Origin of the sequence: Pelomonas sp. V22, from assembly GCF_030014915.1 — a bacterium.
In the GTDB taxonomy this organism is placed as follows: Bacteria; Pseudomonadota; Gammaproteobacteria; order Burkholderiales; family Burkholderiaceae_C; genus JAUASW01.
Map to the genome: position 1 here is coordinate 1,395,214 of NZ_JAGIXS010000001.1, position 23,827 is coordinate 1,419,040.

Below are 23,827 nucleotides of genomic sequence, written 5' to 3' on the forward strand. Positions count from 1 at the left end.
TTGCAGGCTCTTAGAAAGCCAGGTTGTATTCAGCGGTCAGGCGCACCGAGCGCGGCGACTGCCGGCCCGTGATCTGCCCATAGGTGGAACTGATCGAACCGGACGTGGTCTCGCGGGTGTCGCTCATGCGGGTGGTGCCCCGCTTGTCCAGCACGTTGAACACATCGGCCTTCAGGCTCAGGCCCTTCACGAAGGCCGGCCGGTAGGCAAAGTTCAGGTCCACTTGCGTGTACCAGGGCAGGCGTCCGGCCGAACCACGCGGCGAGGGCTTGCCGTTGCAATAGAAGTAGGACGCGCCGTAGCCGAGGTCCCGCACGTCTTGATCCGGATGGAGGCCGGTGCAGTTGCGCGGCGCGCCGGACACCATCTGCAGATTGCCACCGATGAAGACCTCCGGCAGCACCTGCACATAGCCATAGGCCTTGATCGCGTGGCGATGGTCATTGCCCAGGTAGCCGTAGGAGTTCTCCATCAGCTCCTTGTGGTCGTCGCTGACCGTCAGGCCCACATCGCCGCCGCCCACGGAGTCGGTCTGGCCTTCCTGGTTGCCCTTGCTGGCCGACAGCGTGTAGGTCAGCTTGCCGTACCAGCCATTGCTGAACGGGTGCTCGGCGAAGAAGTTGAGCGCCTTGTAGCTGCGGTTCGGGCGCGGCGTGCCCCATTCGGCGGCGCTGATGTCCACACGGCGCAGGCCCTTGCCGTCGCCGAAGTCCACCATCAGGCTGTTGTCGCGGCCCGGGTTCAGGATGGCGCAGGCGAAACCGTCGTAGTGCTGCGCGTCCACCTTGTTGCGCACGGCCCAGGCGTCGATCGGGCGCTGGTCGCAGGAGTCGTCCAGCGTGTCGTTGAGCTTGCGGTAGAGCAGGCTGGCACCGATGTTGATCGTCTTGGACAACGATCGCTCGAAGCCCAGTGCGAACTCGTCCTGCGAGAAGGGCTTGAGGTCGATGCCCACCAGCGAGCGGGGGTCCGGCGTCTGGCCGAAGGCGTTGTTGACCGAGGTGGCCTTGCTGATTGCGTGCAAACCGGTCGGCGTGCCGGTGATCGGATCGACACCGGTGTAGGTGTAGTAGGTGCTGGTATTCAGCGCACCGGTGGCCATGTTGCTTGACAGGCTGGACGGCACCGGCAGGTGGTAGCGGCCCAGGTTGGCAAAGAGCTTGGTGCCGCCATCGCCGTTCAGGTCCCAGGTGGCGGCCAGGCGCGGCGCAATCATGTTGCGCTGGCTGATCAGCTCGCGGTCAAAGCTGTCGTTGTTGGTGAACTGCTCGCGGCGCAGGCCGAGGTCCAGCAGCACCGTCGGGGTGACCTGCCAGCGGTCCTGGATGTACTGCGCCGATTGCACGCTGGTGGGGCGGGCGATCTTGGAGTTGAAGTCCTGGCTCACGTAGTACCCGAGGGTGCCGAGGCCGCCACCTTGGGCCAGCGTCTCGGTCGCGCCGAAGGGCTTGAAGTTCGGGCTGCTGGCGTGCTGGTAGCTCCAGCGTGAGCCGCCCGCCAGGTCGATGCCGACCACGGAGCTGATCGACATGTGGTCGAGGCCAGCACGGAGAGAGTGCTTGCCCCATTGGTACTCGATATCCAGGCGGCCGCCCTTCTGCCGGTCGCCGGAGTCCGGCGCCACGAGCAGGCCGGTGGTGGTCTGCGGGTCGTTGTAGGTGAGGCCGGGTGCGCGGGCATCCACGCTGGAGCTGGTCTGGGCGAAGCGCGGGTCGTAGTTCCAGGGCGTGCGCGCATGCTTGGTGCGCGAGTCGCCGTACAAGGCCGTGACGGTCAGCTGGTCGGTCAGGTAGCCGGTGTATTTAGCGATGGTCAGGTTGGCGCCGGGCACGCAGTAGCTGTTGTTGGGGCAGTTGTTGACATAGGTGTTGCCCGCGCCGCCGGCGATGCCGTTGGAGCTGTGCGTGCCGAAGTCGTAGCCGAAGCCCTGCGACCGCGAGGTGGTGCGGTCGTACATCTTGGTCAGCTCGAAGTGGTGGTCGTCGGTCAAGTTGTAGTCGAGCTTGAGCAGGTAGTGCTCGACCTTGCTGTCGCCGACGCTGTAGCCATTCTTGAGCTGCGAGGCCGTGGCCGTGGGACTGGCGCTGACCGACTCGCTGTCGGTGCGCGTCTGCTCGGCGGCCACAAAGGCGAACAGCTTGTTCTTCAGGATGGGGCCGCCGGCATAGAGGCCGTAGACCTTGGTGGTGCTGATGTTGTCCTGGTTCCAGTACTGCAGCTTGCCGTCGGTCAGCGGGTTGGCACCGGTGTTCGGGTAGTAGGTGTTGTCGGGCGTACCGCGCAGCGAGTTGGGAGAGAGGGACAGCTTGCCGCCCACTTCCCAGTTGTTGCCGCCGCTCTTGGTGGTGATGTTGACCACGCCGCCGGTCGAACGGCCGAACTCGGCGCCGTAGCCACCAGTGAGCACCTGCATATTGCCGATGGCGCCAAACGGCAGCTCGGACATGCCGACGCCGGTCAGGATGTTGGTCACCGGAAAGCCGTTGACGTAGTAGGCATTCTCGGAAGCGCCCGAGCCGCCGATCTGCGGCGCATTGCCGTACTGGCCGTTGGTGTTGCGGGTCACGCCAGGCGTGAGCTGCACGACCGCCAGCACGTCGTTCGCCACCGGCAGCGCCTTCAGCTCCTGGGCTGCAAAGACGACGCCGTTGTTGGTGTTGGAGACGTCGATGCGCTTGGCGGCTCCGGAGACCACCACGGTCGCCAGGGTGTTGGCAGCGCCAAAGTTGGCTTCCACGCCGCCACCCACCAGGGCTTCGACTTCCTGTGTCGACTCGACCTTGCCATCGCGCACCAGGCGCACCTGGTAGCGGCCGGGCGGCATGGAGTTGGCCTGGTAGCGGCCGGCGCTATCGGGCGTCAGCGTGCGCAGCACGCCGGTACTCAGGTTCTGCAGCACGATGCTGGCACCGGCGGCGGCCTTGACCTCGCCGTAGATCGTGGTCGTCGTGTTCGACTGCGACCAGGCCAGCGGCGCGGCGGCCATCAGGCCCAAGGCCAGGGCGGCGGCGCGGGCGGTGGCGCTGAAGCGGCCGGGCGGGTTGAACTGGGTGTTCTTCTGCATGATCTCTCTCTCTCCGTTTCTACTGCTGGGGTTTGGGATCGAGGCGGCAACAGTCCGCCCGGCCTGCCGTCCGGCAAGCCTTGAATCAATGGCTTGTGAGGGTGTGGGTTCGTTCAGCGCTGGACAGTGGCGGCGTCGCCCTCCATCCCGATCAGGACCGCGTTGGCCCAGTTGCCGCAGACCGCTGCGGGCTGGTGGCCCCGCGCTCCGAGCGTGCGCAGGCTGAGCTTCTGCAGCCCGCGCACATCGATTTCCGGTTTGACCACGGCCGGTGCCTGCACCAGGCCGCTGTCGTAAAGCAGACGCTCGCCGCTCCAGACCTGGAACTGCAGGCCGCCGGCCGTCTTGCAGCTGTCGTCCACGCCGAGGTCGGCTCGCAGCAGCTGCCAGTCGCCCTTGATGGCCAAGTCCAGGCGACCCTTGGCGTCCATGCCGAGGCCCTTGCGGAACAGCAGGCCGTTCATGCGCATCTCCTTGGCCGCACTCCTGGGCTTGTCGCGCTGCACGCCGGCCGGCAGGGCCAGGTCCGACAGGTAGCGCTGCAGCTCAGGCCGCTGCGCCGGGCGATGTTCCAGCACGCGGAACTCCGACAGCACGATGGGGCCCACCTCGCTCGCCTGCATCGCATCGAAGGCCTTGGCCGGAGCGCCTCCCTGAGCCGCGGTCACCATCGGGTCGACCGCACCGGCCTTGTCGCCGTCGGGGTTCTGCACGCTTAGCACGCGGAAGCGCAGCAGGCGGCCGGCCTGCGGCGTGGCGAAGGTGATGCGCTGCGCGCCCTGCTGCAGCGTCAGACGACCGCGCTGCACCGGCTGGCCCCAGTCGCCCATGTTGTCAGCCAGGTAGACCTCGTAGTCGCGCACCTGGCCGTGCTTCCAGTGCTGGTCCGTGCGCGGCGCCAGCTGGATGCCGTCGATCAGGCGACGCTCGGTGAAGCCGAGCACCCATTCATGCGGGCCGGCCTTGACCGTCTGGTTGCGCGTGGTGCGGAACCAGGTGTCGGGCTTGCCATCGAAGGCGTTTTCCAGCGGATGGCCGGGTTCTTCGGCCGGGCGGCTCATCACCACGATGGCGTCGGCCGGAATCTCCGGGCCGACCACCGGCGCGCTGGCGAACTCGTCGTCTTGGGCGGGTGCGGCCTGCAGGCCCTGCAGGCTGAAAGCCAGCGGCTGGCGGATGTCGCGCTTGGCGGTCTTCACATGGACCGTGCCGAGCCGCTCGGCCGCGTCGAAGTACCAGCCCTGCTCGGCCGCCTCGAAAGCGGCCGCATCGGCGAGGCGAGGCAAGACCTGGCCCCCGAGCTGCACGGCTTCGGGCGCGCGGCGGCTGAGGATGCGCAAGGCATAGCGGCGCTGCGGCTCCTGGCCGGCGTACTCGCCCTTCACCGGCTCGATCTGCACGCGCAGTTCGCCGCCCTGCTGCTGCATCGCGATGCGCTGCTGGCTGAAGGCGCCGCCCTGGTATTGGCGGGTGACGCCATCGTCCTCATAGAGCGTGTACTCGGAGCTCCCCTGCGGATAGAGGTCCAGCGTCAGCTGGTCGAGCGGCTTCTGGCCGTCGAACAGCATCTCCGGATACATCGGCAGGATGGCGCCGGCGCGGACGAAGACCGGCAGCTTGTCGAGCGTGACTTGACTGTCGATGTCGCGGCCGGCCGCACCGGCGCTCAGCTGGCGACCATCCCAGTAGTCGATCCAGCGACCCTGGGGCAGATGGATGCCCTTGCGCCAGCCCTGGCTCTCGGCCTGGCTGCGGTAGACCGGCGCCACCAGCAGCTCGCGGCCCAGCAGGAACTGGTACTTGTGGGCCTCGGTCCAGGCGGCCGGGTCTTGGGGGTAGTCCCACATCAGGCCGCGCAGCAGCGGTGCGCCGCTTTGCTCAGCCTCACGGGCCAGCGTGTACATGTAGGGCGTGAGGCGCAGCTTCAGCTTCAGGTACTTGCGGTTGATGCTGCGGTACGGCTCCTCATACCACCAGGGATGCTTGCGCGCGGCCGAGGCCCAGCCCGACATGCCCATCAGCACGGGCGTGAAGGTCTTCCACTGCAGGTCGCGGGTGAAGGTCTCGGGGCTGCCGCCGAAGATGGCGTCCACATCGCCGCTGGCATAGGCCTGGCCGGAGAGGCCCGAGCCCACCAGCGTCGGCACGTGCCAGCGGATGTAGTCCCAGCTCGAGCTCTGGTCGCCGGTCCAGGTCACGGCATAGCGCTGCGTGCCGGCCCAGCCCATCACCGTCCACAGGAAGGGCCGCGCGTCGGCGTTGTTCAGGATGCCGTCGTAGGCGCTCTTGTTGGCATCCAGCGAGAACTGGTAGCCCTTGCCGGTCCAGGCCACGTCGAGCTTCTGGGCGCGCGTGCCGGCGGTGCCGACTTCCCACTTGATCTTGTCGACGCCGTTCTCAGTCCAGAGGCCGGTGCGGAAGCCGTATTGCTTCAGGCCTTCCACGACCTTGGGCAGGTCTGTGTAGCCGCAGCCATAGCCGTCGTTCGGCAGGATCCAGCCGCCGGGCATGTCGTGCTGGCGGTACTTCCTGGCCACGCTGTCGATCACGTCGGGCGTCTTGCCGGTCGGGCCGTCGCTCCAGCCCTTCGGAACCGTGCCGGGCTTCTTGACGTTGTCGCCATCGTTGTAGCAATCGGCGTCGCCGTATTCCAGCGCCCAGCGCGGCAGCAGTTGCGCGCGGCCGGTCCATTCGGTGTAGCGGGCCAGCACCTCGCGGATCGAGGCACCGACGAAGTAGTAAGCGTCGAAGCGGCCTTCCTGGTGCGAGAGCTGGATCTGCTCGTTCTGGCGCAGGTCGTACGTGCCATCGCTCCAGGTGTTGCGCAGCATGCCCCAGCCGCGCGAGCTCATCAGAAAGGGCGCGGGGCTCGGCCGATCGCCCTCTTCCCAGCCGCCGGAGTACGAGACTTCGAGTTGCCGGCCCTTGAACTCGAAGCGGCCGTTCTGCTGGCCGCCGCCGTAAAAGCGTTCGGCCTTGTCGGTCGCCAGCGTCTGCACGGCCAGTTTGTCGGCCAGGTCCAGCGGCTGCACCTCCTGCCACAGCGGCTGGCTTTCACCGGCTCGGAAAAGCGTGAAACGCAAGGGTTTCTTGTCGATGCGAAGGCTGAGGGCCGCCGACTTGATCAGCCAGTGATCCGCCTGCTCGCTGAGGCTGGCCCGCACGGTGGCGTCGGCCTGGCCGACGACGATCGCGGCCGCCTTGTCACCGGCGCCGGTCAGCTGGCCCTTGGGGCCGGCCCACAGCCGCAGCACATCGGCACGCGGCAGGCTGATGCGCAGCTTGACGCCTGTGTCGGTGTGCAGTTCCCAGTGCGCGCCGACGCCGGCCTCGGCCTGGGTAGCAGCATCCAGCGCCCGAAGACTCTTCACATTGCCAACCGGCGCTGCATTTGCAGCGCCCACCAGGCCTTGGCACAGGGCCAGGCAGGTCAGGAGATGGCGCAACGGAAACAGGGGAAGAACTCGGGTCATGACAACTGAACTGGGCATCCCGCCATGGCGGCGGAGGGGGCAAATGTTGCGCAAACTTTATGCAGCAGTCCGAAAGACGTCAACGAAAAGAAAGCAAAAACAATCAAAATCCAAGTCATTCAGGTGAAAACCACTAGAAAAATGGCTTGAATATCTTTCGATCAACCGATAGACGAGTCATTTAACTTTCTTTTCGTGGCACACATTCATGAGGGACACAACAAATCTGGCCAATTCGAGGGGCATAGATCGACCAACAACCGACATCAGTTCATTTAACATCTTTCGTTATCTTTCTTTGTTTGACATTTCGAAAGTTCATGGTTATCGTTGCGCTGCACTTTGAACCTTGCAATGAACACACTTCTCCAGCGCGAGCCCCAGGAATGGCGTCGCATCGGTGGTCTCCACACCGCAGAAGAAATTGACCACCAACCCCGGCTGTGGCGCGAGTTGGCCGGCGTGCTGGAGGCCGGGCAGGCCGGCATCGCCGATTTCCTGGGTGACTGGCTGTCCAAGCCCGCGCACCGCGTCATCCTCACCGGCGCCGGCAGTTCGGCCTTCGTCGGAGAGATCGTGGCCGATGAGCTGAACGCCGCTTGGCCGGCCCAGGTCCGCGCCGTGGCCACGACCAGCCTCCTGACCCATCCCGAGCTCTACCTGGAAGCCGAGGCACCAACGCTGCTGGTGTCCTTCGCGCGCAGCGGCAACAGCCCCGAGAGCCTGGCCGCCGTGGAGCTCGTGCGCCAGACGCTGAGCAGCCCGCGCTTCCTCAACATCACCTGCAATGCTGAGGGCCAATTGGCCCGTGAGGCCGAAGGCCGCGCCGACAGTTTCAACCTCTTGATGCCGGCCGGCAGCTGCGACCGCGGTTTCGCGATGACCAGCAGCCTGTCCTGCATGCTGCTCGCCGCGCTGTCGGTGCTGGGGCAGGACGGTCTCGCCGAAGCCCTGCCCCGCATCGACGAGCTGGCCGAGCAAGCCGAGATCGCGCTGCGCGACTGGGCTGCACCGGTCGCAGCGCTGGCCGCCGAGCCCTTTGATCGCATCGTCTACCTGGGCAGCGGTCCGCTGGAGTCGCTGGCCAAGGAAGCTGCGCTGAAGGTGCTGGAGCTGAGCAGCGGCCGCGCGCTCGCGCTGGCCAACACGCCGCTGGGCTTTCGCCATGGCCCCAAGTCGGCCCTGAACAAGAGCTCGCTGGTGCTGGTGTTCCGCAGCCGCAAGGCGCTCTCACAGCGCTACGAGCAGGACTTGATCGACGAATTGCGCCGTGAGCAAGTGGCCGGCCGCTGCCTGGCGATCGGCCCGGTCGAAACGGCCGCCGAGCTGAGCGCCGCCGCGCCCGACCTGCCCGATGCCTGGCTGGCGCCGCTGTGGCTGCTGGCCGCGCAGCTGTTCTCGCTGCAAAAATCCGCCGCCCTCGGCCTGACGCCCGACAACCCCTTCCCGGACGGCACGGTCAATCGCGTGGTCCAGGGTGTGACCATCCATCCCCATGACGGCAGCCTCTGAATCCTCGCAGGCCTTCCATGGCATCGACATCGGCGGCAGCAAGATCGAGCTGGTCGCCTTTGTCGAGGAAGCGGGCGGCCTGGTCGAGCGGCACCGCCGCCGCGTGGCCACGCCGCGCGATGACTATGCAGTTTTCCAGCAAGCCATCACGGAACTGGTCGGCGAGGCCGATAGCGCCGTGGGTCAGCGTGCCGCCGTGGGCCTCGGCCTGCCCGGCATCATCGATGCGGCCACCGGCCGGCAGCTGAGCTCCAATGTGCCGGCGCTGAATGGCCGCGAGGTCGCCCGCAATCTGCAGGAGCGCCTGGCCCGGCCGGTCTTCATCGGCAATGACTGCCAGTGCTTTGCGCTCTCCGAGGCGCAAGGCGGCGCGGCGGCTGGCTTGCCCAGCATGTTCGGCGCCATCCTCGGCACCGGTGCGGGTGGCGGCTTCTGCATCAACGGCCGATTGATGGCGGGCTTCAACGGCCTGGCCGGCGAATGGGGCCATTGGGCCGTGCCGGCCGCGCTCTTGCGCCAGCATGATCTGCCCCTGCTCGATTGCGCCTGCGGCCTGCGTGGCTGCCTGGAGCGCTATGTCTCCGGCAGCGGGCTTTCCAACCTGCATCGCCATTTCGGTGGCGAGGGCAGCGAGGCGATTGCCATCGCAGCGCGCGCCGGGGCCGGCGACGCGCTCGCGCAGCAGACGCTGGACGTCCACCTCGACCTGCTGGCCCAGGCCTTCGCCACCCTGGTGATGGCCATGGACCCCCATGCCATCGTGCTGGGCGGCGGCCTGTCCAAACTGGCGCATCTGTACGAACAGCTGCCGGCGGCCATGGCGCGCCACCTGTTCAACGGCGTACGCGTGCCTCCCATCCTGCCGCCAAGCTTCGGCGATGCCGGCGGCGCACGCGGCGCGGCCCTGCTGGCCCGCCAGCGCGGCGACTCCCTCTCTCTCTGATCATGACGACGCAAGAAACCTCCCCGGTGCTGGACATCCTGAAGGCGCACCGCCGTGGCGAGCCGGTCGGGCTCTACAGCGTGTGCTCCAGCCACGAGCTGGTGCTGAGCGCCGCGCTGCGCGTGGCGCTGGAGCTGGGCACGCCGTTGCTGGTCGAAGCCACCTCCAACCAGGTGGACCAGAACGGCGGCTACACCGGCATGACGCCGGCAGACTTCCGCCGCTATGTCGAAGGCCTGGCCGCCGAGCTCGGGTTGCCGCCGGCACGTCTGGTGCTGGGCGGCGACCACCTGGGCCCGAACAGCTGGCAGAAGCTGCCGGCCGTGGAAGCGATGGCCAATGCCCGCGTGCTGATCCATGACTACGTGGCGGCCGGCTTCAGCAAGATTCACCTGGACTGCAGCATGTCCTGCGCCGACGATCCGGCCCGCCTCGATGACGAGACCGTGGCCCAGCGCTCGGCCGAGCTGGCTGAAGTGGCTGAAGCTGCGGCCGCCGAGGCCGGCCTCCCCGCGCCGGTCTATGTGATCGGCACCGAGGTGCCTGTGCCCGGCGGCGAAGCCTCGCTGGAGCAGGCCCTGGCGGTCACCTCGCCCAAGGCCGCCGCACGCACGCTGGAGGTCCATCGCCAGGCCTTTGCGGCCGCCGGCCTGCGCAGCGCCTGGCAACGCGTCATCGCCATGGTGGTGCAGCCCGGCGTGGACTTCGACCACAGCCACGTCCAGCACTACGACAGCGCGGCCGCTGCCGAGCTCTCGGCCTTCGTGGCCGGCCAGCCGGGCCTTGTGTTCGAGGCCCACTCGACCGACTACCAGCTCGAATCCTCGCTGGCCGCCCTGGTCCGCGACCACTACGCCATCCTCAAGGTCGGCCCAGCCCTCACTTTCGCCTTGCGCGAGGCTTTGTTTGCGCTCAGCAGCATCGAGGCCGAGCTCTTGCCTGCAGGCCAGCAGGCCCGCCTGCCCGAGGCGCTGGAGCAGGCCATGCTCGCCGAGCCGCGCCATTGGCACAAGCACTACGCCGGCACGCCGGAGCAGCAGCGCCTGTTGCGCCGCTTTGCGCTGAGCGACCGCTGCCGCTACTACTGGGGCGAGCCGGCCGTGCGGGCGGCGCAGCAGCGGCTGTTTGCCAATTTCGATGCCGCCGACACTCCGCTGCCGCTCTTGAGCCAGTACCTGCCCACGCAATTCGCCGCCGTGATGCAGGGGCGCCTGCCCGCCACGGCCCGGCGCCTGGTCGAAGACAAGGTGGCCGAGGTGCTGGCCACTTACGCTCGCGCCTGCCAGGGCACCGGGATCGAAAGTCCGGATGCCGCTGTTGTTTCGAACCATTAAGCTTCCGGCCTTCATCGAAAGCCTTTTCTTGTCCGAACCATGAGAAACACCAGCCAGCGCCGCGAGCAGATCCTTCAAATGCTGGTCAAGCAGGGCAATGTCCAGGTGTCGGACCTGGTGCCGCAGCTCGGCGTGTCGGCCGTGACCATCCGCACCGACCTGAGCGCGCTCGAAAGCCAGGGCCTGGTGACGCGCAGCTACGGCGGCGCCACGCTGACCCGCACGCCGCCGCCCGAGCAGAACATCCGCCAGAAGGATGCGCTCAACGCCGGCGCCAAGGAGCACATCGGCACGGCCGCCGCTGCGCTCGTGGAGCCGGGCGACAACATCATCATCGACAGCGGCACGACGACCATGCCGCTGGCCCGCCACATCCGCGAGCTCAAGCAGGTCACGGTGATGACCAACGGCCTCAACATCGCCTGGGAACTGGCGGACGCGCCCGGCATCGAGCTGATGCTCACCGGTGGATTGCTGCGCAAGCAATCGCTGTCCATCCAGGGCGCGCAGGCCGAGGCCTGCCTGAACGTCTACAACTTCGACAAGCTCTTCCTCGGCGTCGACGGCTTCGACCTGCAGTTCGGCATCACCACCCACCACGAGGCGGAGGCCAGCCTGAACCACAAGATGGTGGAGCGGGCCAAGAAGGTCATCGTGCTGACCGACTCCTCCAAGTTCGGCCGCGTCAGCCTGCACCGCATCGTGCTGCTGGACCGCGTCCACACGGTGATCACCGATGCCGGCATCAGCCCCGAGTACCGCGACGGGCTGCAGCGCCTCGGCATCGAAGTGATCATTGCCGACTGACCGAGCGATGCTGCAAGGTCAGATCCTCACACCGCAAGGCTGGATTGAAGGCGAGATCGCCTTCGACCAACGCATACGGCAGGTCAACGCGACAGCGGTGAGCGGCGCGGCGCGCTACATCCTGCCCGGCTTCATCGACCTGCATGTGCATGGCGCGGCCGGCGTGGACATCATGGCCGGCGGCAACAGCGGCGAGACCGTGGCCCGCACCCATGCACGCCACGGCACGACCTCGTTGCTGGGCACGACGATGACGGCGCGCCCCAACTCCATCACCCGCGCCCTGCAAGGCCTGGCCGGCGTGATGGCCGAGCGCAAGAGCGGATGCGCCCGCATGCTGGGCGTGCATCTGGAAGGGCCTTACGTCAGTGCCCAGCGCCTGGGCGCCCAGCCGCCCGAGGTGCTGCAGGCCACGCTGGCCCAGGTGAAGGAGTTCCATGCCATCGCGCCCATCCGCGTGCTGACGCTGGCGCCCGAGGTGACGGGCCATCTGGAGCTGATTCCACACCTCAAGGACCTCGGCATCCGCGTGCAGCTGGGCCACACGGCCGGCAGCTACGAGGACGGCGTGGCCGCCCTCGAAGCAGGCGCCGCCGGCTTCACCCATTTATTCAACGGCATGACGCCGCTGGTCCACCGCGAGCCTGGCATGGTGGGCGCGGCGCTTGCTCATGCCGAGTACGCCGAGCTGATACCGGACCTGCAGCACGTGCATCCGGGTGCCATGAAGGCGGCGCTGCGCGCCATCCCCAAGCTCTATTGCGTGAGTGATGCGACCGCCGCCACCGGCATGCCGGACGGCGAGTATTCGCTGGGATCGCAGCGCGTCTTCAAATGCCTGGGCTGCGTGCGCCTGGCCACCGGCTCGCTGGCCGGCAGCGCGCTGACCATGGACCAGGCACTGCGCAATCTGCTCAGCCTCGGCCTGGACCTGGCGGACGCCTCGCACCGGCTCTCACGCAACCCGGCCGACTACCTCGGTGAGGCCGAGCGCGGCCGCCTTGAGGCCGGCGCCTGGGCCGATATCGTGGTGCTGGACGAGCAGCACCAGGTGGTCGAAGTCTTCGTCGAGGGCGAGGCGGTCGATCTTTCTTCTTCCTGAACCGACAGACGAACGAGACAACAAGGGAGTGTTGACGATGACCGCTGCCAAGCCCCAATCGACGAATTGGGCCATGCGCTACCTGCTCTTCATCGCCGGCCTCGGCGGCCTGCTCTATGGCATCGACGTGGGCATCATTGCCGGCGCCCTGCCCTATCTGGAGTCCACCGCCTCGGTGGCCTGGAAGCTCTCGGCCCAGCAGCTGAGCTTCATCGTCGCCGCCGTGCTGCTTGGCAGCGTGCTGTCCTCGCTGTTTGCCGGTGCCCTGGCCGACCTGATAGGCCGGCGCTGGGCCATGGTGCTCAGCGGCGCGCTGTTCACGCTCAGCATTCCCGTCATCGCGCTGGCTGAGGGCTACACGCCCCTGCTGCTCGGCCGGCTTCTGCAAGGCATCAGCGGCGGCCTGATCGGCGTGGTCATCCCGCTGTATCTCGCCGAATGCCTCGGCGCCGACAACCGCGGCAAGGGAACGGGCATGTTCCAGCTGCTGCTGACCGTCGGCCTCGTGGTGGCGGCCCTGATCGGCCTGTACCAGGCGCAGAGCGTGGAGTCGGCCAGCGCCGCCGCCAAGCTGCTGACCGACAGCGCAGCCCAGCAGAACGCCCTCTTCGCCGCCAAGGACCATGCCTGGCGCAGCATCTTCTGGATGTGCCTGACGCCGGGCCTCGTGTTCACCGCCGGCTGCTTCCTGCTGGCCGAATCGCCGCGCTGGCTCTTGCAGCGCGGCCGTGTCGATGCAGCTCGCGCGGCCCTTTTGCGCACGCGCAGCGCACAAGACACCGAGACCGAGCTGCGCGAGATGCAGCGCGCCACGGCGCCTGAAGGCGGCGCCAAGGCCAGCGATGCCCTGCTAAGCCGCCGCTATGTGATGCCCTTCCTGCTCGCCTGCCTGGTGCTGGCCTGCACGCAGGCCACCGGCATCAACAGCATCCTGGCCTATGTGGTCAACATCCTGAACCAGGCCGGCCTGCCCGGCTCGCTGGCCAACCAGGCCGACGTGGCCATCAAGCTGCTGAACGCCCTGATGACCGTCGTGGCCGTGCTGCTGGTGGACCGCAAGGGCCGCAAGTTCCTCCTGATGCTGGGCAGCGGAGGCATCCTCGCCTCGTTGCTGGTGGCCGGCGCGCTGTTCCACAGCGCCGAGAGCGGCCGGCAAGACCTGGCACCGGCGGTCCAGGCCCGCGTGCAGGGCGATGCGCTGACGCTCGCCTTCGACAACGCCGCGCTGCAGGCCCTGGGTCACAAGGCCGAGGGCACAGCAGCCCAGCAACTGACGATCTCCTACTCCTACGGCCCCTTCACCAATGTGCAGAGCCGCCGCAGCGACGAGGCCGGCGCGAGCGCCATCCAGATCAACCGCGCCGACACCGTGCAGGCCGACAGCGTGATCGGCGCCTTCTTCCGACGCCTCCACCTGAACCCCTTCGCCGACCCGGCCGCCGGTGCCGCCGCGCCGCTCAAGATCGAGCAGGCTCTCGTCGGCCCGGTGCCGAGCGAGCAGCATGGCTGGTGGGTCGCGATCAGCATCTTTGCCTTCGTCGCCTTCTTCGCCGTGGGCCCGGGCGTCTGCGTCTGGCTGGCGCTGTCGGAGCTGATGCCCACGCGCATCCGCTCCAACGGCATGAGCATTGCGCTCTTGATCAACCAGTTCGTGTCGACGGTGATCGCCGCCGTCTTCCTGCCCACGGTGGGCCAGCACGGCTATGCGGCGATGTTCTTCTTCTGGGCCGGCTGCACGCTGGTCTATTTCCTCACCGCCGCCTTCCTGCTGCCTGAGACCAAGGGCAAGACGCTGGAAGAGATCGAGGCCTTCTTCAACCGCAAGGCCAAGGCCTGAGGAGCTGCTGATGTCGAAGTCATTCAAAGGCCCGCTGGCCCGGGTCGGCGGAGCACTGGCTGCCTTGATCCTCTCGATGACGCTGGCGCAAGCAGCGCCCAGCTTCAAGGTCGAGGGCTCGCAGTTCATGCTGGACGGCAAGCCCTTCCAGATCCGCTCTGGCGAGATGCACTACCCGCGAGTACCCAAGGAGTTGTGGCGCGACCGCTTCCGCAAGGCCCGCGCGATGGGGCTCAACACCATCACCACCTACGCCTTCTGGTCGCAGCATGAGCCCGAGCCGGGGCGCTGGGACTTCAAGGGCCAGAACGACCTGCGGGCCTACATCAAGACCGCCGCCGAAGAGGGGCTCAAGGTCATCCTGCGGCCGGGCCCTTATGTCTGCGCCGAGGTGGACTTCGGTGGCTTCCCGGCCTGGCTCCTGCGCACGCCGGGCCTGCGCGTGCGCAGCATGGACTCGCGCTACATGGCCGCCAGCGCACGCTTCCTGAAGCGTCTCGCCCAGGAAGTCGGCGATCTGCAGGTCACGCGCGGCGGTCCCATCCTGATGCTGCAGGTCGAGAACGAATACGGCTCCTACGGCCAGGACCACGACTACATGCAGGCCATGTTCAAGCAGATGCGCGATGCGGGGTTCGACGCGCAACTGTTCACCTCGGACGGCGGCGCCGAGCGTCTGTTCGAGGGCGGCACGCTGGGGCATCTGCCGGCTGTCGTGAACTTCGGTGGTGGCAAGGCCGATGCACAGGCCTCCTTCGTCGCGCTGCAGGCCTGGCGGCCGAGCGGCCCGCGCATGGCCGGCGAATACTGGGCCGGCTGGTTCGATCACTGGGGCGAGAAGCACCACACGCAGGCCCCCGAAGAAGCGGCCGCCACGGTGGAATGGATGCTGAAGGAAAAGATCTCCTTCAACCTCTACATGTTCCACGGCGGCACTAGCTTCGGCTGGCTCCCCGGCGCCAACTACTCGGCCAAGGAGCCCTACCAGCCCGACACCACCAGCTACGACTACGACGCTGCGCTCGATGAAGCCGGCCGCCTCACGCCCAAGTACCGGCTGATACGCGAACGCATCGCCAGCCATCTGGCAGCGCGCGGCGAGAGCTTGCCGCCGCTGGTTGGTGACAGCCCGAGCACGCAGGCGATTGCGCCCTTCGCCTTCCAGCGCCTCACCGGGCTGCTCGATGCCCTGCCACAGCTGAGCCAGCCCATCGCCTCGCGCTTCCCGCGTTCGATGGAGCATTACGGCCAAGGCTATGGGCTGATCCTCTACCGCAAGAAGATCGAGCAGGCCGTGAAGGGCACGCTCGTGATCGACGAGGCCCGCGACATCGCCACCGTGCTGGTCAATGGCCAGTTGGTCGGCACCTTGGAGCGCCGGCTTGGCCAGCGCGAGCTGGCGGTGGACCTACCGGCCGGTGCCACGCTGGACATCCTGGTCGAGAACCTCGGCCGCATCGGCTTCGGCGCCAAGCTCGATGCCGAACACAAGGGCATCACCCGCTCGGTCAAGCTGGCGGGCCAGGAGCTGTTGGACTGGAACGTGTTCACGCTGCCGCTCTCTGAGGTCCAAGGCCTGAAGGCCGCCACGCCATCGAGCAGCGGCCCGGCCTTCTTCAAGGGCGGCTTCACGCTCGACAAGGCCGGCGACAGCTTCCTCGACACCCGCGGCTGGGGCCGCGGCCAGGTCTGGGTCAATGGCCACCTGCTCGGCCGCTACTGGCAGATCGGCCCGCAGCAGTCGCTCTACCTGCCCGGCGTGTGGCTGCGCAAGGGTCACAACGAAGTGCTCGTGCTGAGCGACCGGCCCGGCGTGAACGAGGCCACGCTGCAAGGTCTGACAGACCCTGTGTTCGAGACGCCCTGATCCGCGCAAAGCGCCAAGCCGCTAAAATCCCGCCACCTCGCCGGCCCGGAGCTTCCAGCCCGGGCCGGTTCCATTTCAGCAGCCACTGGACAAATACCATGTACCGCTGTGCCCGAATTGCCGTCGTCGCTCTCGTGACCACGGTCGCGCTGCATGCCAGCGCCTTCGCCCAGACCCACCGCTACTTCCCGGCCACCGCGCTGCGCGGCGAGCTGGTGGTGCAGCAAACGCCCGACGTGACGCTCAACGGCAAGCCTGCGCGCCTCGCGCCCGGCAGCCGCGTCAAGGGCGACAACAACATGCTGCAACAGCCCGCCAGCCTGATGGGCCAGAAGCTCGTCGTGCACTACACGGTGGACCCGCAGGGCCTCCTGATGGACGTGTGGGTGCTCAACAGCGCCGAACTGGCCAACAAGACCTGGCCGCGCAGCCGCGAGGAAGCGGCCAAGCTGCAGTTCGAGCCCGGCACCCAGACCTGGAGCAAGCCATGAGCGCCGGCAACGAGACGAAGAAGGTCTACATCAAGACCTTCGGCTGCCAGATGAACGAGTACGACTCGGACAAGATGGCCGACGTGATGGGCGCCGCCGAGGGCTTCGAAAAGACCGACGACCCGGAGCAGGCCGACCTCATCCTCTTCAACACCTGCTCGGTGCGCGAGAAGGCGCAGGAGAAGGTGTTCAGCGACCTCGGCCGCGTCAAGCACCTGAAGGACAAGGGCGTGATGATCGGCGTCGGCGGCTGCGTGGCTTCGCAGGAAGGCGCCGCCATCATTGAGCGCGCGCCCTATGTGGACGTGGTCTTCGGCCCGCAGACCCTGCACCGCCTGCCGGCCATGCTGGCCGCCCGCAAGGAGCAGCGCCGCCCGCAGGTCGACATCAGCTTCCCTGAGATCGAGAAGTTCGACAACCTGCCCCCCGCCAAGGTCGAAGGCGCGTCGGCCTTCGTCTCTATCATGGAAGGCTGCTCCAAGTACTGCAGCTACTGCGTCGTGCCCTACACGCGCGGCGACGAGATGTCGCGCCCCTTCGAGGACGTGCTGACCGAGATCGCCGGCCTCGCGGACCAGGGCGTGATGGAGATCAACCTGCTGGGCCAGAACGTCAATGCCTACCGGGGCAAGATGGGCGACAGCGGTGAATTCGCCGACCTGGCCCTGCTGCTCGAGTACGCGGCCGAGATCCCCGGCATCCAGCGATTGCGCTTCACCACCAGCCATCCCAACGAATTCAGCCCGCGCCTGATCGAGGCCTACGGCAAGATTCCGCAGTTGGTGAACCACCTGCATCTGCCGGTCCAGCATGGCAGCGACCGCATCCTGATGGCGATGAAGCGCGGCTACACGGCGCTGGAGTTCAAGAGCATCGTGCGCAAGCTGCGGGCGATCCGGCCGGACATCCGCATCGCCAGCGACTTCATCGTCGGCTTCCCCGGCGAGACCGAGGACGACCATGCCAAGCTGATGAAGCTGGTGACCGATGTGGGCTTCGACGCCTCGTTCAGCTTTATCTTCAGCCCGCGCCCCGGCACGCCGGCCGCCGCGCTGGAAGACACGACACCCTACGAAGCCAAGGTCAAGCGCCTGCAGGAACTGCAGGCCGCCATCGAGGCGAACGCGGTGAAGATCAGCGAGACCATGGTCGGCACGACGCAGCGCATCCTCGTCACCGGCAATGCCCGCAAGGACCCGACCGAGCTGATGGGTCGCACCGAGTGCAACCGCATCGTCAACTTCAAGGGCCAGCCACGCCTGATGAACCAGCTGATCGATGTGACCATCACCCAGGCTTTCGCGCATTCGCTGCGCGGCGAGGTCGTGGTGAAGGAAGAAGTGCTCAGCGTCCCGGCCTGAAGGCCAGCCACCATTGCGGCAAGGCCACGGCACCGATCATCAGGCCGTAGCCGGCCATCTTGCCGTCCCGGCCGAACAAGGCCAGGGCGGCGATGAGGCCCAGGCTGCCGCCGATGCCGCCCCACAGCGCCAGTCGCCGCCAGGCCTGGCCCTTGAGTTCCTGCCGCCACAGCAGCTTGGCCAGCGCCGCCACCAGGGCTGCCACGGCCCAGGCCGGGGCCAGGAAATTGAGAAGATGCCAAAGGGCGTCGAGCGGGCTCAAGGTCTTGTGATCTTTGTCAGGGGCCGTTGGGCCCGGAATTTTATAATCGCCGCTTCATGAGCGTTTTTGCCCTCGGCCTGAACCACAACTCCGCCCCGCTGGATCTGCGCGGGCGGTTTGCGTTCTCGCTCGAGCAACTCGCCCCCACCTTGCTCGGCCTGCGTGAGCAACTCACCCAGCGCCAGCCGCGTGCCAGCACCGAGGCGGCGCTCGTTTCCACCTGCAACCGCACCGAGCTCTATGTGGCCGGCGCACCGCAGCTGGTGCGCCCCACCATCGACTGGCTGGCCCAGGTCGGCGGCGTCGGCAGCGACGCGCTGATGAGCCATGCCTATGTGATGGAAGGCAGCGCCGCCGCGCGCCATGCCTTCCGCGTGGCCAGCGGGCTCGATTCCATGGTGCTCGGTGAGCCGCAGATCCTCGGCCAGCTGAAGCAGGCAGTGCGCGAAGCCGATTCGGCTGGCACCCTGGGCACAACGCTGCACCAGCTGTTCCAGCGCAGCTTCTCGGTCGCCAAGGAAGTGCGCACCTCGACCGAGATTGGCGCACACTCGATCAGCATGGCGGCCGCCTCGGTGCGCCTCGCCGGCCAGCTGTTCGAAGACCTCAGCAAGATCAAGGTGCTCTTCGTAGGCGCCGGCGAAATGATCGAGCTGGTCGCCACCCACTTTGCCGCCCGCACGCCCAAGCACATGGCCGTGGCCAACCGCACGCTGGAGCGTGGCGAGAAGCTGGCCGGCCGCCTCGGGGCTGAAGCCATCCGCCTCGCCGACCTGCCCCAGCGCCTGCATGAATTCGACGCGGTGATTTCCTGCACCGCCAGCAGCCTGCCCTTGATCGGCCTCGGCGCCGTGGAGCGCGCGCTGAAGAGCCGCCGCCACCGCCCGATGTTCATGGTCGACCTGGCCGTTCCGCGCGACATCGAGCCCGAAGTGGCGCAGCTGGACGACGTCTATCTCTACACCGTGGACGATCTCTCGGCCGTGGTGCAAAGCGCCGGCGAGAAGCGCCAGGCCGCAGTGCAGCAGGCCGAGGCCATCATCGAGACCGGCGTGCAAAGCTTTGTGCACTGGCTGGGCCAGCGCAACACCGTGCCCTTGATCCAGGCCCTCAACAGCCAGGCCGAGAGCTGGCGCGAGCTGGAAATCGCCCGCGCCCGCAAGCAGCTGGCGCGCGGGGCCGATGTGGAAGAAGTGCTGGAAGCGCTGGCGCGCGGCCTCACGCAGAAGATGCTGCATGGCAGCCTCGCCGAGCTGCATGCCAGCGATGGCTCACAGCGCGAGCAACTGGCGCAGACCATCTCGCGCCTGTTCCTGCGCGGCAGCAGCCAGTCGCCGGGCAGCAAGGTTTCGGATTCCGGCGACGAGCATTAGCGGCCGCGCCTCCTGCGCCTCGCCCTGCCCCGCTGAACTTTCGGCGGACCTGCTCAAAGAATCCGGACCGATCTCCCCATGAAAGACACCCTGCGCCAGCAGTTCGAACGCCTGGGCCACCGCCTGGTCGAACTCGACACCATCCTGGCCGATGGCGCCATCGCCAGCGACATGAAGCGCTACCGCTCGCTCACCAAGGAGCAGAGCGAGGTGGCGGACCTGGTGGGCACCTACCGGCAGTTCCTGCAGCGCGAATCCGACCTCGCTGCGGCGCGCGAGATGCTGGCCGACCCGGAGATGGCCGAGATGGCCCGGGAGGAAATCGCTGCGGCCGAGACCGACATCACGCGCCTGAACGAGCAGTTGCAACTGGCCCTGCTGCCCAAAGATCCGGACGACGAACGCAACGCCTTCCTGGAAATCCGCGCAGGCACCGGCGGTGATGAATCCGCCCTGTTCGCAGGCGACCTGGCGCGCATGTATTTGCGCTATGCCGAGCGCGAGGGCTGGAAGAGCGAAATCCTGTCGGCCAGCGATTCGGACCTCGGCGGCTACAAGGAAGTCGTGATCCGCCTCGAAGGCGACAAGGTGTACGGCCGCCTCAAGTTCGACTCCGGCGGCCACCGTGTACAGCGCGTGCCCGCCACCGAGAGCCAGGGTCGCATCCACACCAGCGCCTGCACCGTGGCCGTGATGCCCGAGCCGGACGAGACCGAGGAGATCCAGCTCAACCCGGCCGAGCTGCGCATCGACACCTTCCGTGCCAGTGGCGCCGGCGGACAGCACGTCAACAAGACCGATTCGGCCATCCGCATCACCCACTTGCCCACCGGCCTGGTGGCCGAATGCCAGGACGACCGCAGCCAGCACCGCAACAAGGCCAAGGCCATGGCCGTGCTGGCCGCCCGCCTGCGCGACAAGGACCGCAACGAGCGCGCCGCCAAGGAGGCCGCCCAGCGCAAGAGCCTGGTCGGCACGGGCGACCGCAGCGACCGCATCCGCACCTACAACTTCCCCCAGGGCCGCTTCACCGACCACCGCATCAACCTGACGCTCTACAAGCTCGGCGCCATCATGGATGGCGACCTGGACGACGTGGTGCAAGGCCTGCAGCAGGCGCAGGCGGCCGAGCAATTGGCGCAGCTGGAAGGTCGCTCGTGAGCCTTGGCATCGGCGCCGCGCAGACCCGGGCCATTGCGGCGGGTCTCGAGCGCATCGATGCGCAACTCTTGCTGGCCGCCCTGCTCGGCGTGGACCGCGCCTGGTTGCTGATCCATGGCGACGATGCCTTGAGCAATGAACAGGCCGAGCGCTTCGAGCGGTGGCTGGCCCAGCGCCTGGACGGCGTGCCGCTGGCCTATCTGGTCGGCGAGAAGGAATTCCACGGCCTGATGCTCAAGGTCGACCGTCACACCCTGGTGCCCCGGCCCGATACCGAGGTGTTGGTGGACTGGGCGCTGGAGCTGATGCCCGAAGGCCAGGCAGCCGAGGTGGTGGACCTCGGCACCGGCAGCGGCGCCATCGCCCTGGCCCTGGCGCATCGCAGGCCGGCCGCCAAAGTCACGGCCGTTGACCTGTCGCCGGGTGCGCTCGCCATGGCACGGGCCAATGGCCAAGCGCTGGGCCTGCAAGTCGAATGGCTGCAAGGCAACTGGTGGCAGCCGCTGGCCGGCCGGGCTTTCGACCTGATCGTCAGCAACCCGCCCTACATCGCCGGCGACGACCACCACCTGCCAGCCCTGCGCCACGAGCCCTTGAGCGCGCTGACGCCCGGCGGCGACGGCCTGGATTCGCTGCGCATCCTGATCGCCGACGCCCAGGCCCATCTGCGGCCCGGTGCTTGGCTGCTGCTGGAACATGGCTGGGACCAGGCGCCGGCCGTCGCCGATCTGCTACGAGCGGCCGGCTTCAGGGAGTTGGCTTGCCGCAACGATCTGGGCGGCAATCCCAGGGCCTCGGGCGGACGCCGCCCAGGCTGACGGCAAAGCCCACAACTTCGCATTTTTTTGCTCCATCTGAGGGGCCACAAGGCTGCCATCGCGGCGTAGTATGGGCCGACATCGGGGGCGAGTCGCCCCCCAGGGGAGACCGCCATGATCCGCCGCCCTGCACGCCTTCTGCGCCTTTGCAGCCCCAGCCTCGCGCTGGCCCTGGCCTGCCTGTCCGCCCAGGCTGCGGACGGCTTGCAGGTCCGCCCTGGCGACCTCATTACGCAGCGCTGGCAGGCGCGCCTGCAACTGAACCAACTTGACACCGCCGGCCCGCTGGGCTCGCGCCTGCTGGGCGCCAATCTGCTGGGCGACTACTACCTCACCGGCTCCCTGCTCGGCAACCAGGTCAGCGGCGGCCTGCGTGCCACCGGCGGCCTGCTGCTCGGGCCGCTGTCGGTGCTGCAAGGGAACGGCGGCCTGGCCCTGGGCAACAACGGCCTGTCGAACAGCCGCTTCGCGGTGGGCCAGCGCCTGGTTTCGCTGCCCGGCCTGGGCGGTAGCGGCCTGGCGGGTGACTATGGCTCCAGCCTGTCCTACGTGGGCATTGGCTACACCGGCCAGTCGCTGCGCAGCGGCTGGGGGTTCTCGGCCGACCTGGGGCTGGCGGTGTCGGGCCTGTCAGATGGCCTGCGCCTGGGCCGTTCGACCCTCAGCCTGGACGATGCCACACGTGTGGGCCGCTACCAGGCCGTGCTGCAACTGGGCCTGAATTTCCGCTTCTGACCTTGTGACCTTGCACAGGCACAGGCCATCGGGCCTGCCCGATAATCCCGCCCATTCCTGAAGAACCTGGGGCGATTTCCTATGAGCAACGTACAACAACGCATCGACGAGCTGGTCAAGAACAACCGCGTCGTGCTGTTCATGAAGGGCACGGCCCAATTCCCGATGTGCGGCTTCTCCGGCCGCGCGATCCAGATCCTCAAGGCCTGCAATGTCGGCGACCTGAAGACCTTCAATGTGCTGGAGGACGAAGAAGTCCGCCAGGGCATCAAGGACTATGCCAACTGGCCCACCATCCCGCAGCTCTACGTCAACGGCGAGTTCGTCGGCGGCTCGGACATCATGATGGAGATGTACCAGGCCGGCGAACTGCAGCAGGTGCTGGGCGCTCAAGGCTGATGACCAAGCCGCGGCTGGTCGTGGGCATCACCGGCGCCAGCGGCGCTGCTTACGGCTTGCGTTTGCTGCGCCGGGCACGCGAGCTCGGCGCCGAGACGCATCTGATCGCCACGCCGGCCGGCATCCTCAACGTCCACCACGAGTTGGGCCTCGTGCGTGACGCGCTGGAAGCCGAGGCCGACCACAGCCATGCACCGGGCGACATCGGCGCCTGCGTGGCCAGCGGCAGCTTCGCCACGGCCGCGATGGTGGTGGCGCCCTGCTCGATGAAGAGCCTCGCGGCCATCGCCCATGGCTTTGGCGACAACCTCCTGACCCGCGCCGCCGACGTGACGCTGAAGGAGCGCCGCCGCCTGATCCTGATGGTGCGCGAGACGCCGCTGAACCTGGCGCACCTGCGCAACATGACGGCCGTGACCGAGATGGGCGGCATCGTCTTTCCGCCGCTGCCGGCCTTCTATCACCGGCCGCAGACCATCGAAGAGCTGATCAACGAAAGTTGCGAACGGGTGCTGGAGCTGGCCGGCTTGGCCGGCGCGGCGCCACAGTCTTGGCAAGGACTGCGGGGCGCCTGACTGACCGAGCGAAGCCCGGGGATCCGGCTTTGCCGGTCCTGCGGGCTTGCCCCCTTGAGGGGGCGGCCGCAGGCCGTAGAGGGTGGGCTATGTCTCGCCGGGCATCAGCCACTGACGGCGCGAGGCGAACACCGCGTTCGGATATTCGGCCCGGCCACGGCTGCCGTTGTAGCGGCCGAGGGCGAGGAACATGTCGCCCTTCTCACGGTCCAGGTAGTGACGCAGGATCACGCAGCCGAAGCGCAGATTGGTCTGCATGTGAAAGAGCCGGGAGGCCTGGCCATCGCCGATCACGCGGGTCCAGAAAGGCATCACCTGCATGTAGCCGCGTGCATCGGCGGTGCTGATGGCGTACTTGCGGAAACCGCTCTCGACCTGGATCAGGCCCAGCACCAGCGCCGGCTCCAGGCCAGCACGTTTGGATTCGTACCAGACCGTTTCGAGGAACTCGATGCGCGTCTGCGCCTCGCTCTTGCGCTTCTTGAGCTTCTCGCTCATCACACCCAGCCACTTCAGGTACTCGAGCCGGGGCTCGATGCTGTCGAAGCGTGGCTTGGGCGGCGCGCTGTTGGCAATCGACGCAGACAGCGCCGATCGCACGGCGTCGGCCAAGGGTTCCTCGATCTGCGCGCCGGCCAGCGCGGGGCGCCAAGCCAGCAGCGGCGTGGCCAGCCCGGCACCGAGCAGGGCGCGTCGGCGCAGACTCATCCGGC

19 protein-coding genes are annotated in these 23,827 nt (G+C 67.5%); 15 read left to right on the plus strand and 4 right to left on the minus strand.

Features of this window, described 5'->3' with window-relative positions:
* Nucleotides 1-10: 10 nt before the first annotated feature.
* Entirely contained in the window at nt 11-3,064 is a 3,054-nt protein-coding gene (locus J7U46_RS06295; protein ID WP_282823961.1) for a TonB-dependent receptor, read from the minus strand.
* Between the two features lie 113 nt (nt 3,065-3,177).
* Entirely contained in the window at nt 3,178-6,537 is a 3,360-nt protein-coding gene (locus tag J7U46_RS06300) for a TIM-barrel domain-containing protein (RefSeq protein ID WP_282823962.1), read from the minus strand.
* 354 nt (nt 6,538-6,891) lie between these two features.
* Between J7U46_RS06300 and J7U46_RS06305 the strand changes: the two genes are divergently transcribed.
* From J7U46_RS06305 to miaB, 9 genes are all read left to right on the plus strand, one after another.
* Entirely contained in the window at nt 6,892-8,049 is a 1,158-nt protein-coding gene (locus J7U46_RS06305; RefSeq protein WP_282823963.1) for an SIS domain-containing protein, read from the plus strand.
* A complete protein-coding gene (locus J7U46_RS06310) occupies nt 8,033-8,992 on the plus strand; it encodes an ROK family protein (protein ID WP_282823964.1) in 960 nt (319 codons plus the stop codon). The genes J7U46_RS06305 and J7U46_RS06310 overlap by 17 nt, the downstream gene beginning before the upstream one ends.
* Nucleotides 8,993-8,994: 2 nt before the next feature.
* Entirely contained in the window at nt 8,995-10,326 is a 1,332-nt protein-coding gene (locus tag J7U46_RS06315) for a D-tagatose-bisphosphate aldolase, class II, non-catalytic subunit (protein ID WP_282823965.1), read from the plus strand.
* Between the two features lie 39 nt (nt 10,327-10,365).
* On the plus strand, nt 10,366-11,133 hold the full coding sequence (locus J7U46_RS06320) for a DeoR family transcriptional regulator (protein WP_282823966.1): 768 nt from the start codon (nt 10,366-10,368) through the stop codon (nt 11,131-11,133).
* A gap of 7 nt (nt 11,134-11,140) precedes the next feature.
* Nucleotides 11,141-12,235, plus strand: a complete 1,095-nt coding sequence (gene nagA / locus J7U46_RS06325) for an N-acetylglucosamine-6-phosphate deacetylase (RefSeq protein ID WP_282823967.1) — start codon at nt 11,141-11,143, stop codon at nt 12,233-12,235.
* A gap of 37 nt (nt 12,236-12,272) precedes the next feature.
* Nucleotides 12,273-14,072 carry an MFS transporter gene (locus J7U46_RS06330; protein WP_282823968.1) on the plus strand — a complete coding sequence of 600 codons (1,800 nt, stop codon included), beginning with the start codon at nt 12,273-12,275 and terminating at the stop codon, nt 14,070-14,072.
* A gap of 10 nt (nt 14,073-14,082) precedes the next feature.
* Nucleotides 14,083-15,939 carry a glycoside hydrolase family 35 protein gene (locus J7U46_RS06335; protein ID WP_282823969.1) on the plus strand — a complete coding sequence of 619 codons (1,857 nt, stop codon included), beginning with the start codon at nt 14,083-14,085 and terminating at the stop codon, nt 15,937-15,939.
* A gap of 98 nt (nt 15,940-16,037) precedes the next feature.
* The gene (locus J7U46_RS06340; RefSeq protein WP_282823970.1) at nt 16,038-16,430 is read left to right on the plus strand and encodes a hypothetical protein; all 393 of its coding nucleotides are present in this window, start codon (nt 16,038-16,040) and stop codon (nt 16,428-16,430) included.
* Nucleotides 16,427-17,791, plus strand: a complete 1,365-nt coding sequence (miaB, locus tag J7U46_RS06345) for a tRNA (N6-isopentenyl adenosine(37)-C2)-methylthiotransferase MiaB (RefSeq protein ID WP_282823971.1) — start codon at nt 16,427-16,429, stop codon at nt 17,789-17,791. The genes J7U46_RS06340 and miaB overlap by 4 nt, the downstream gene beginning before the upstream one ends.
* Here miaB and J7U46_RS06350 read toward each other — a convergent pair.
* Nucleotides 17,775-18,053, minus strand: a complete 279-nt coding sequence (locus tag J7U46_RS06350; protein WP_282823972.1) for a hypothetical protein — start codon at nt 18,051-18,053, stop codon at nt 17,775-17,777. The two genes, miaB and J7U46_RS06350, sit on opposite strands and share 17 nt — an antisense overlap.
* Before the next feature lie 56 nt (nt 18,054-18,109).
* Here J7U46_RS06350 and hemA point away from each other — a divergent pair, with 56 nt between their 5' ends.
* The 6 genes from hemA to J7U46_RS06380 all read left to right on the plus strand — a co-directional run bounded on the left by hemA (nt 18,110) and on the right by J7U46_RS06380 (nt 23,114).
* Nucleotides 18,110-19,426, plus strand: coding sequence for a glutamyl-tRNA reductase (gene hemA / locus J7U46_RS06355; RefSeq protein ID WP_282823973.1), 1,317 nt, complete (start codon nt 18,110-18,112; stop codon nt 19,424-19,426).
* 78 nt (nt 19,427-19,504) lie between these two features.
* The gene (prfA, locus tag J7U46_RS06360) at nt 19,505-20,587 is read left to right on the plus strand and encodes a peptide chain release factor 1 (RefSeq protein ID WP_282823974.1); all 1,083 of its coding nucleotides are present in this window, start codon (nt 19,505-19,507) and stop codon (nt 20,585-20,587) included.
* A complete protein-coding gene (gene prmC / locus J7U46_RS06365) occupies nt 20,584-21,405 on the plus strand; it encodes a peptide chain release factor N(5)-glutamine methyltransferase (RefSeq protein WP_282823975.1) in 822 nt (273 codons plus the stop codon). Before prfA ends, prmC begins: the two co-directional genes overlap by 4 nt.
* A 114-nt stretch (nt 21,406-21,519) precedes the next feature.
* Nucleotides 21,520-22,140, plus strand: a complete 621-nt coding sequence (locus J7U46_RS06370) for a hypothetical protein (protein ID WP_282823976.1) — start codon at nt 21,520-21,522, stop codon at nt 22,138-22,140.
* 81 nt (nt 22,141-22,221) lie between these two features.
* Nucleotides 22,222-22,539, plus strand: coding sequence for a Grx4 family monothiol glutaredoxin (grxD, locus tag J7U46_RS06375; protein WP_282823977.1), 318 nt, complete (start codon nt 22,222-22,224; stop codon nt 22,537-22,539).
* Nucleotides 22,539-23,114 (plus strand): UbiX family flavin prenyltransferase, encoded by a 576-nt coding sequence (locus tag J7U46_RS06380; RefSeq protein ID WP_282823978.1) that lies wholly within the window; start codon nt 22,539-22,541, stop codon nt 23,112-23,114. Before grxD ends, J7U46_RS06380 begins: the two co-directional genes overlap by 1 nt.
* Nucleotides 23,115-23,201: 87 nt before the next feature.
* Here J7U46_RS06380 and J7U46_RS06385 read toward each other — a convergent pair whose 3' ends face one another.
* Entirely contained in the window at nt 23,202-23,822 is a 621-nt protein-coding gene (locus tag J7U46_RS06385) for a lytic transglycosylase domain-containing protein (RefSeq protein ID WP_282823979.1), read from the minus strand.
* Between the last annotated feature and the right edge of the window lie 5 nt (nt 23,823-23,827).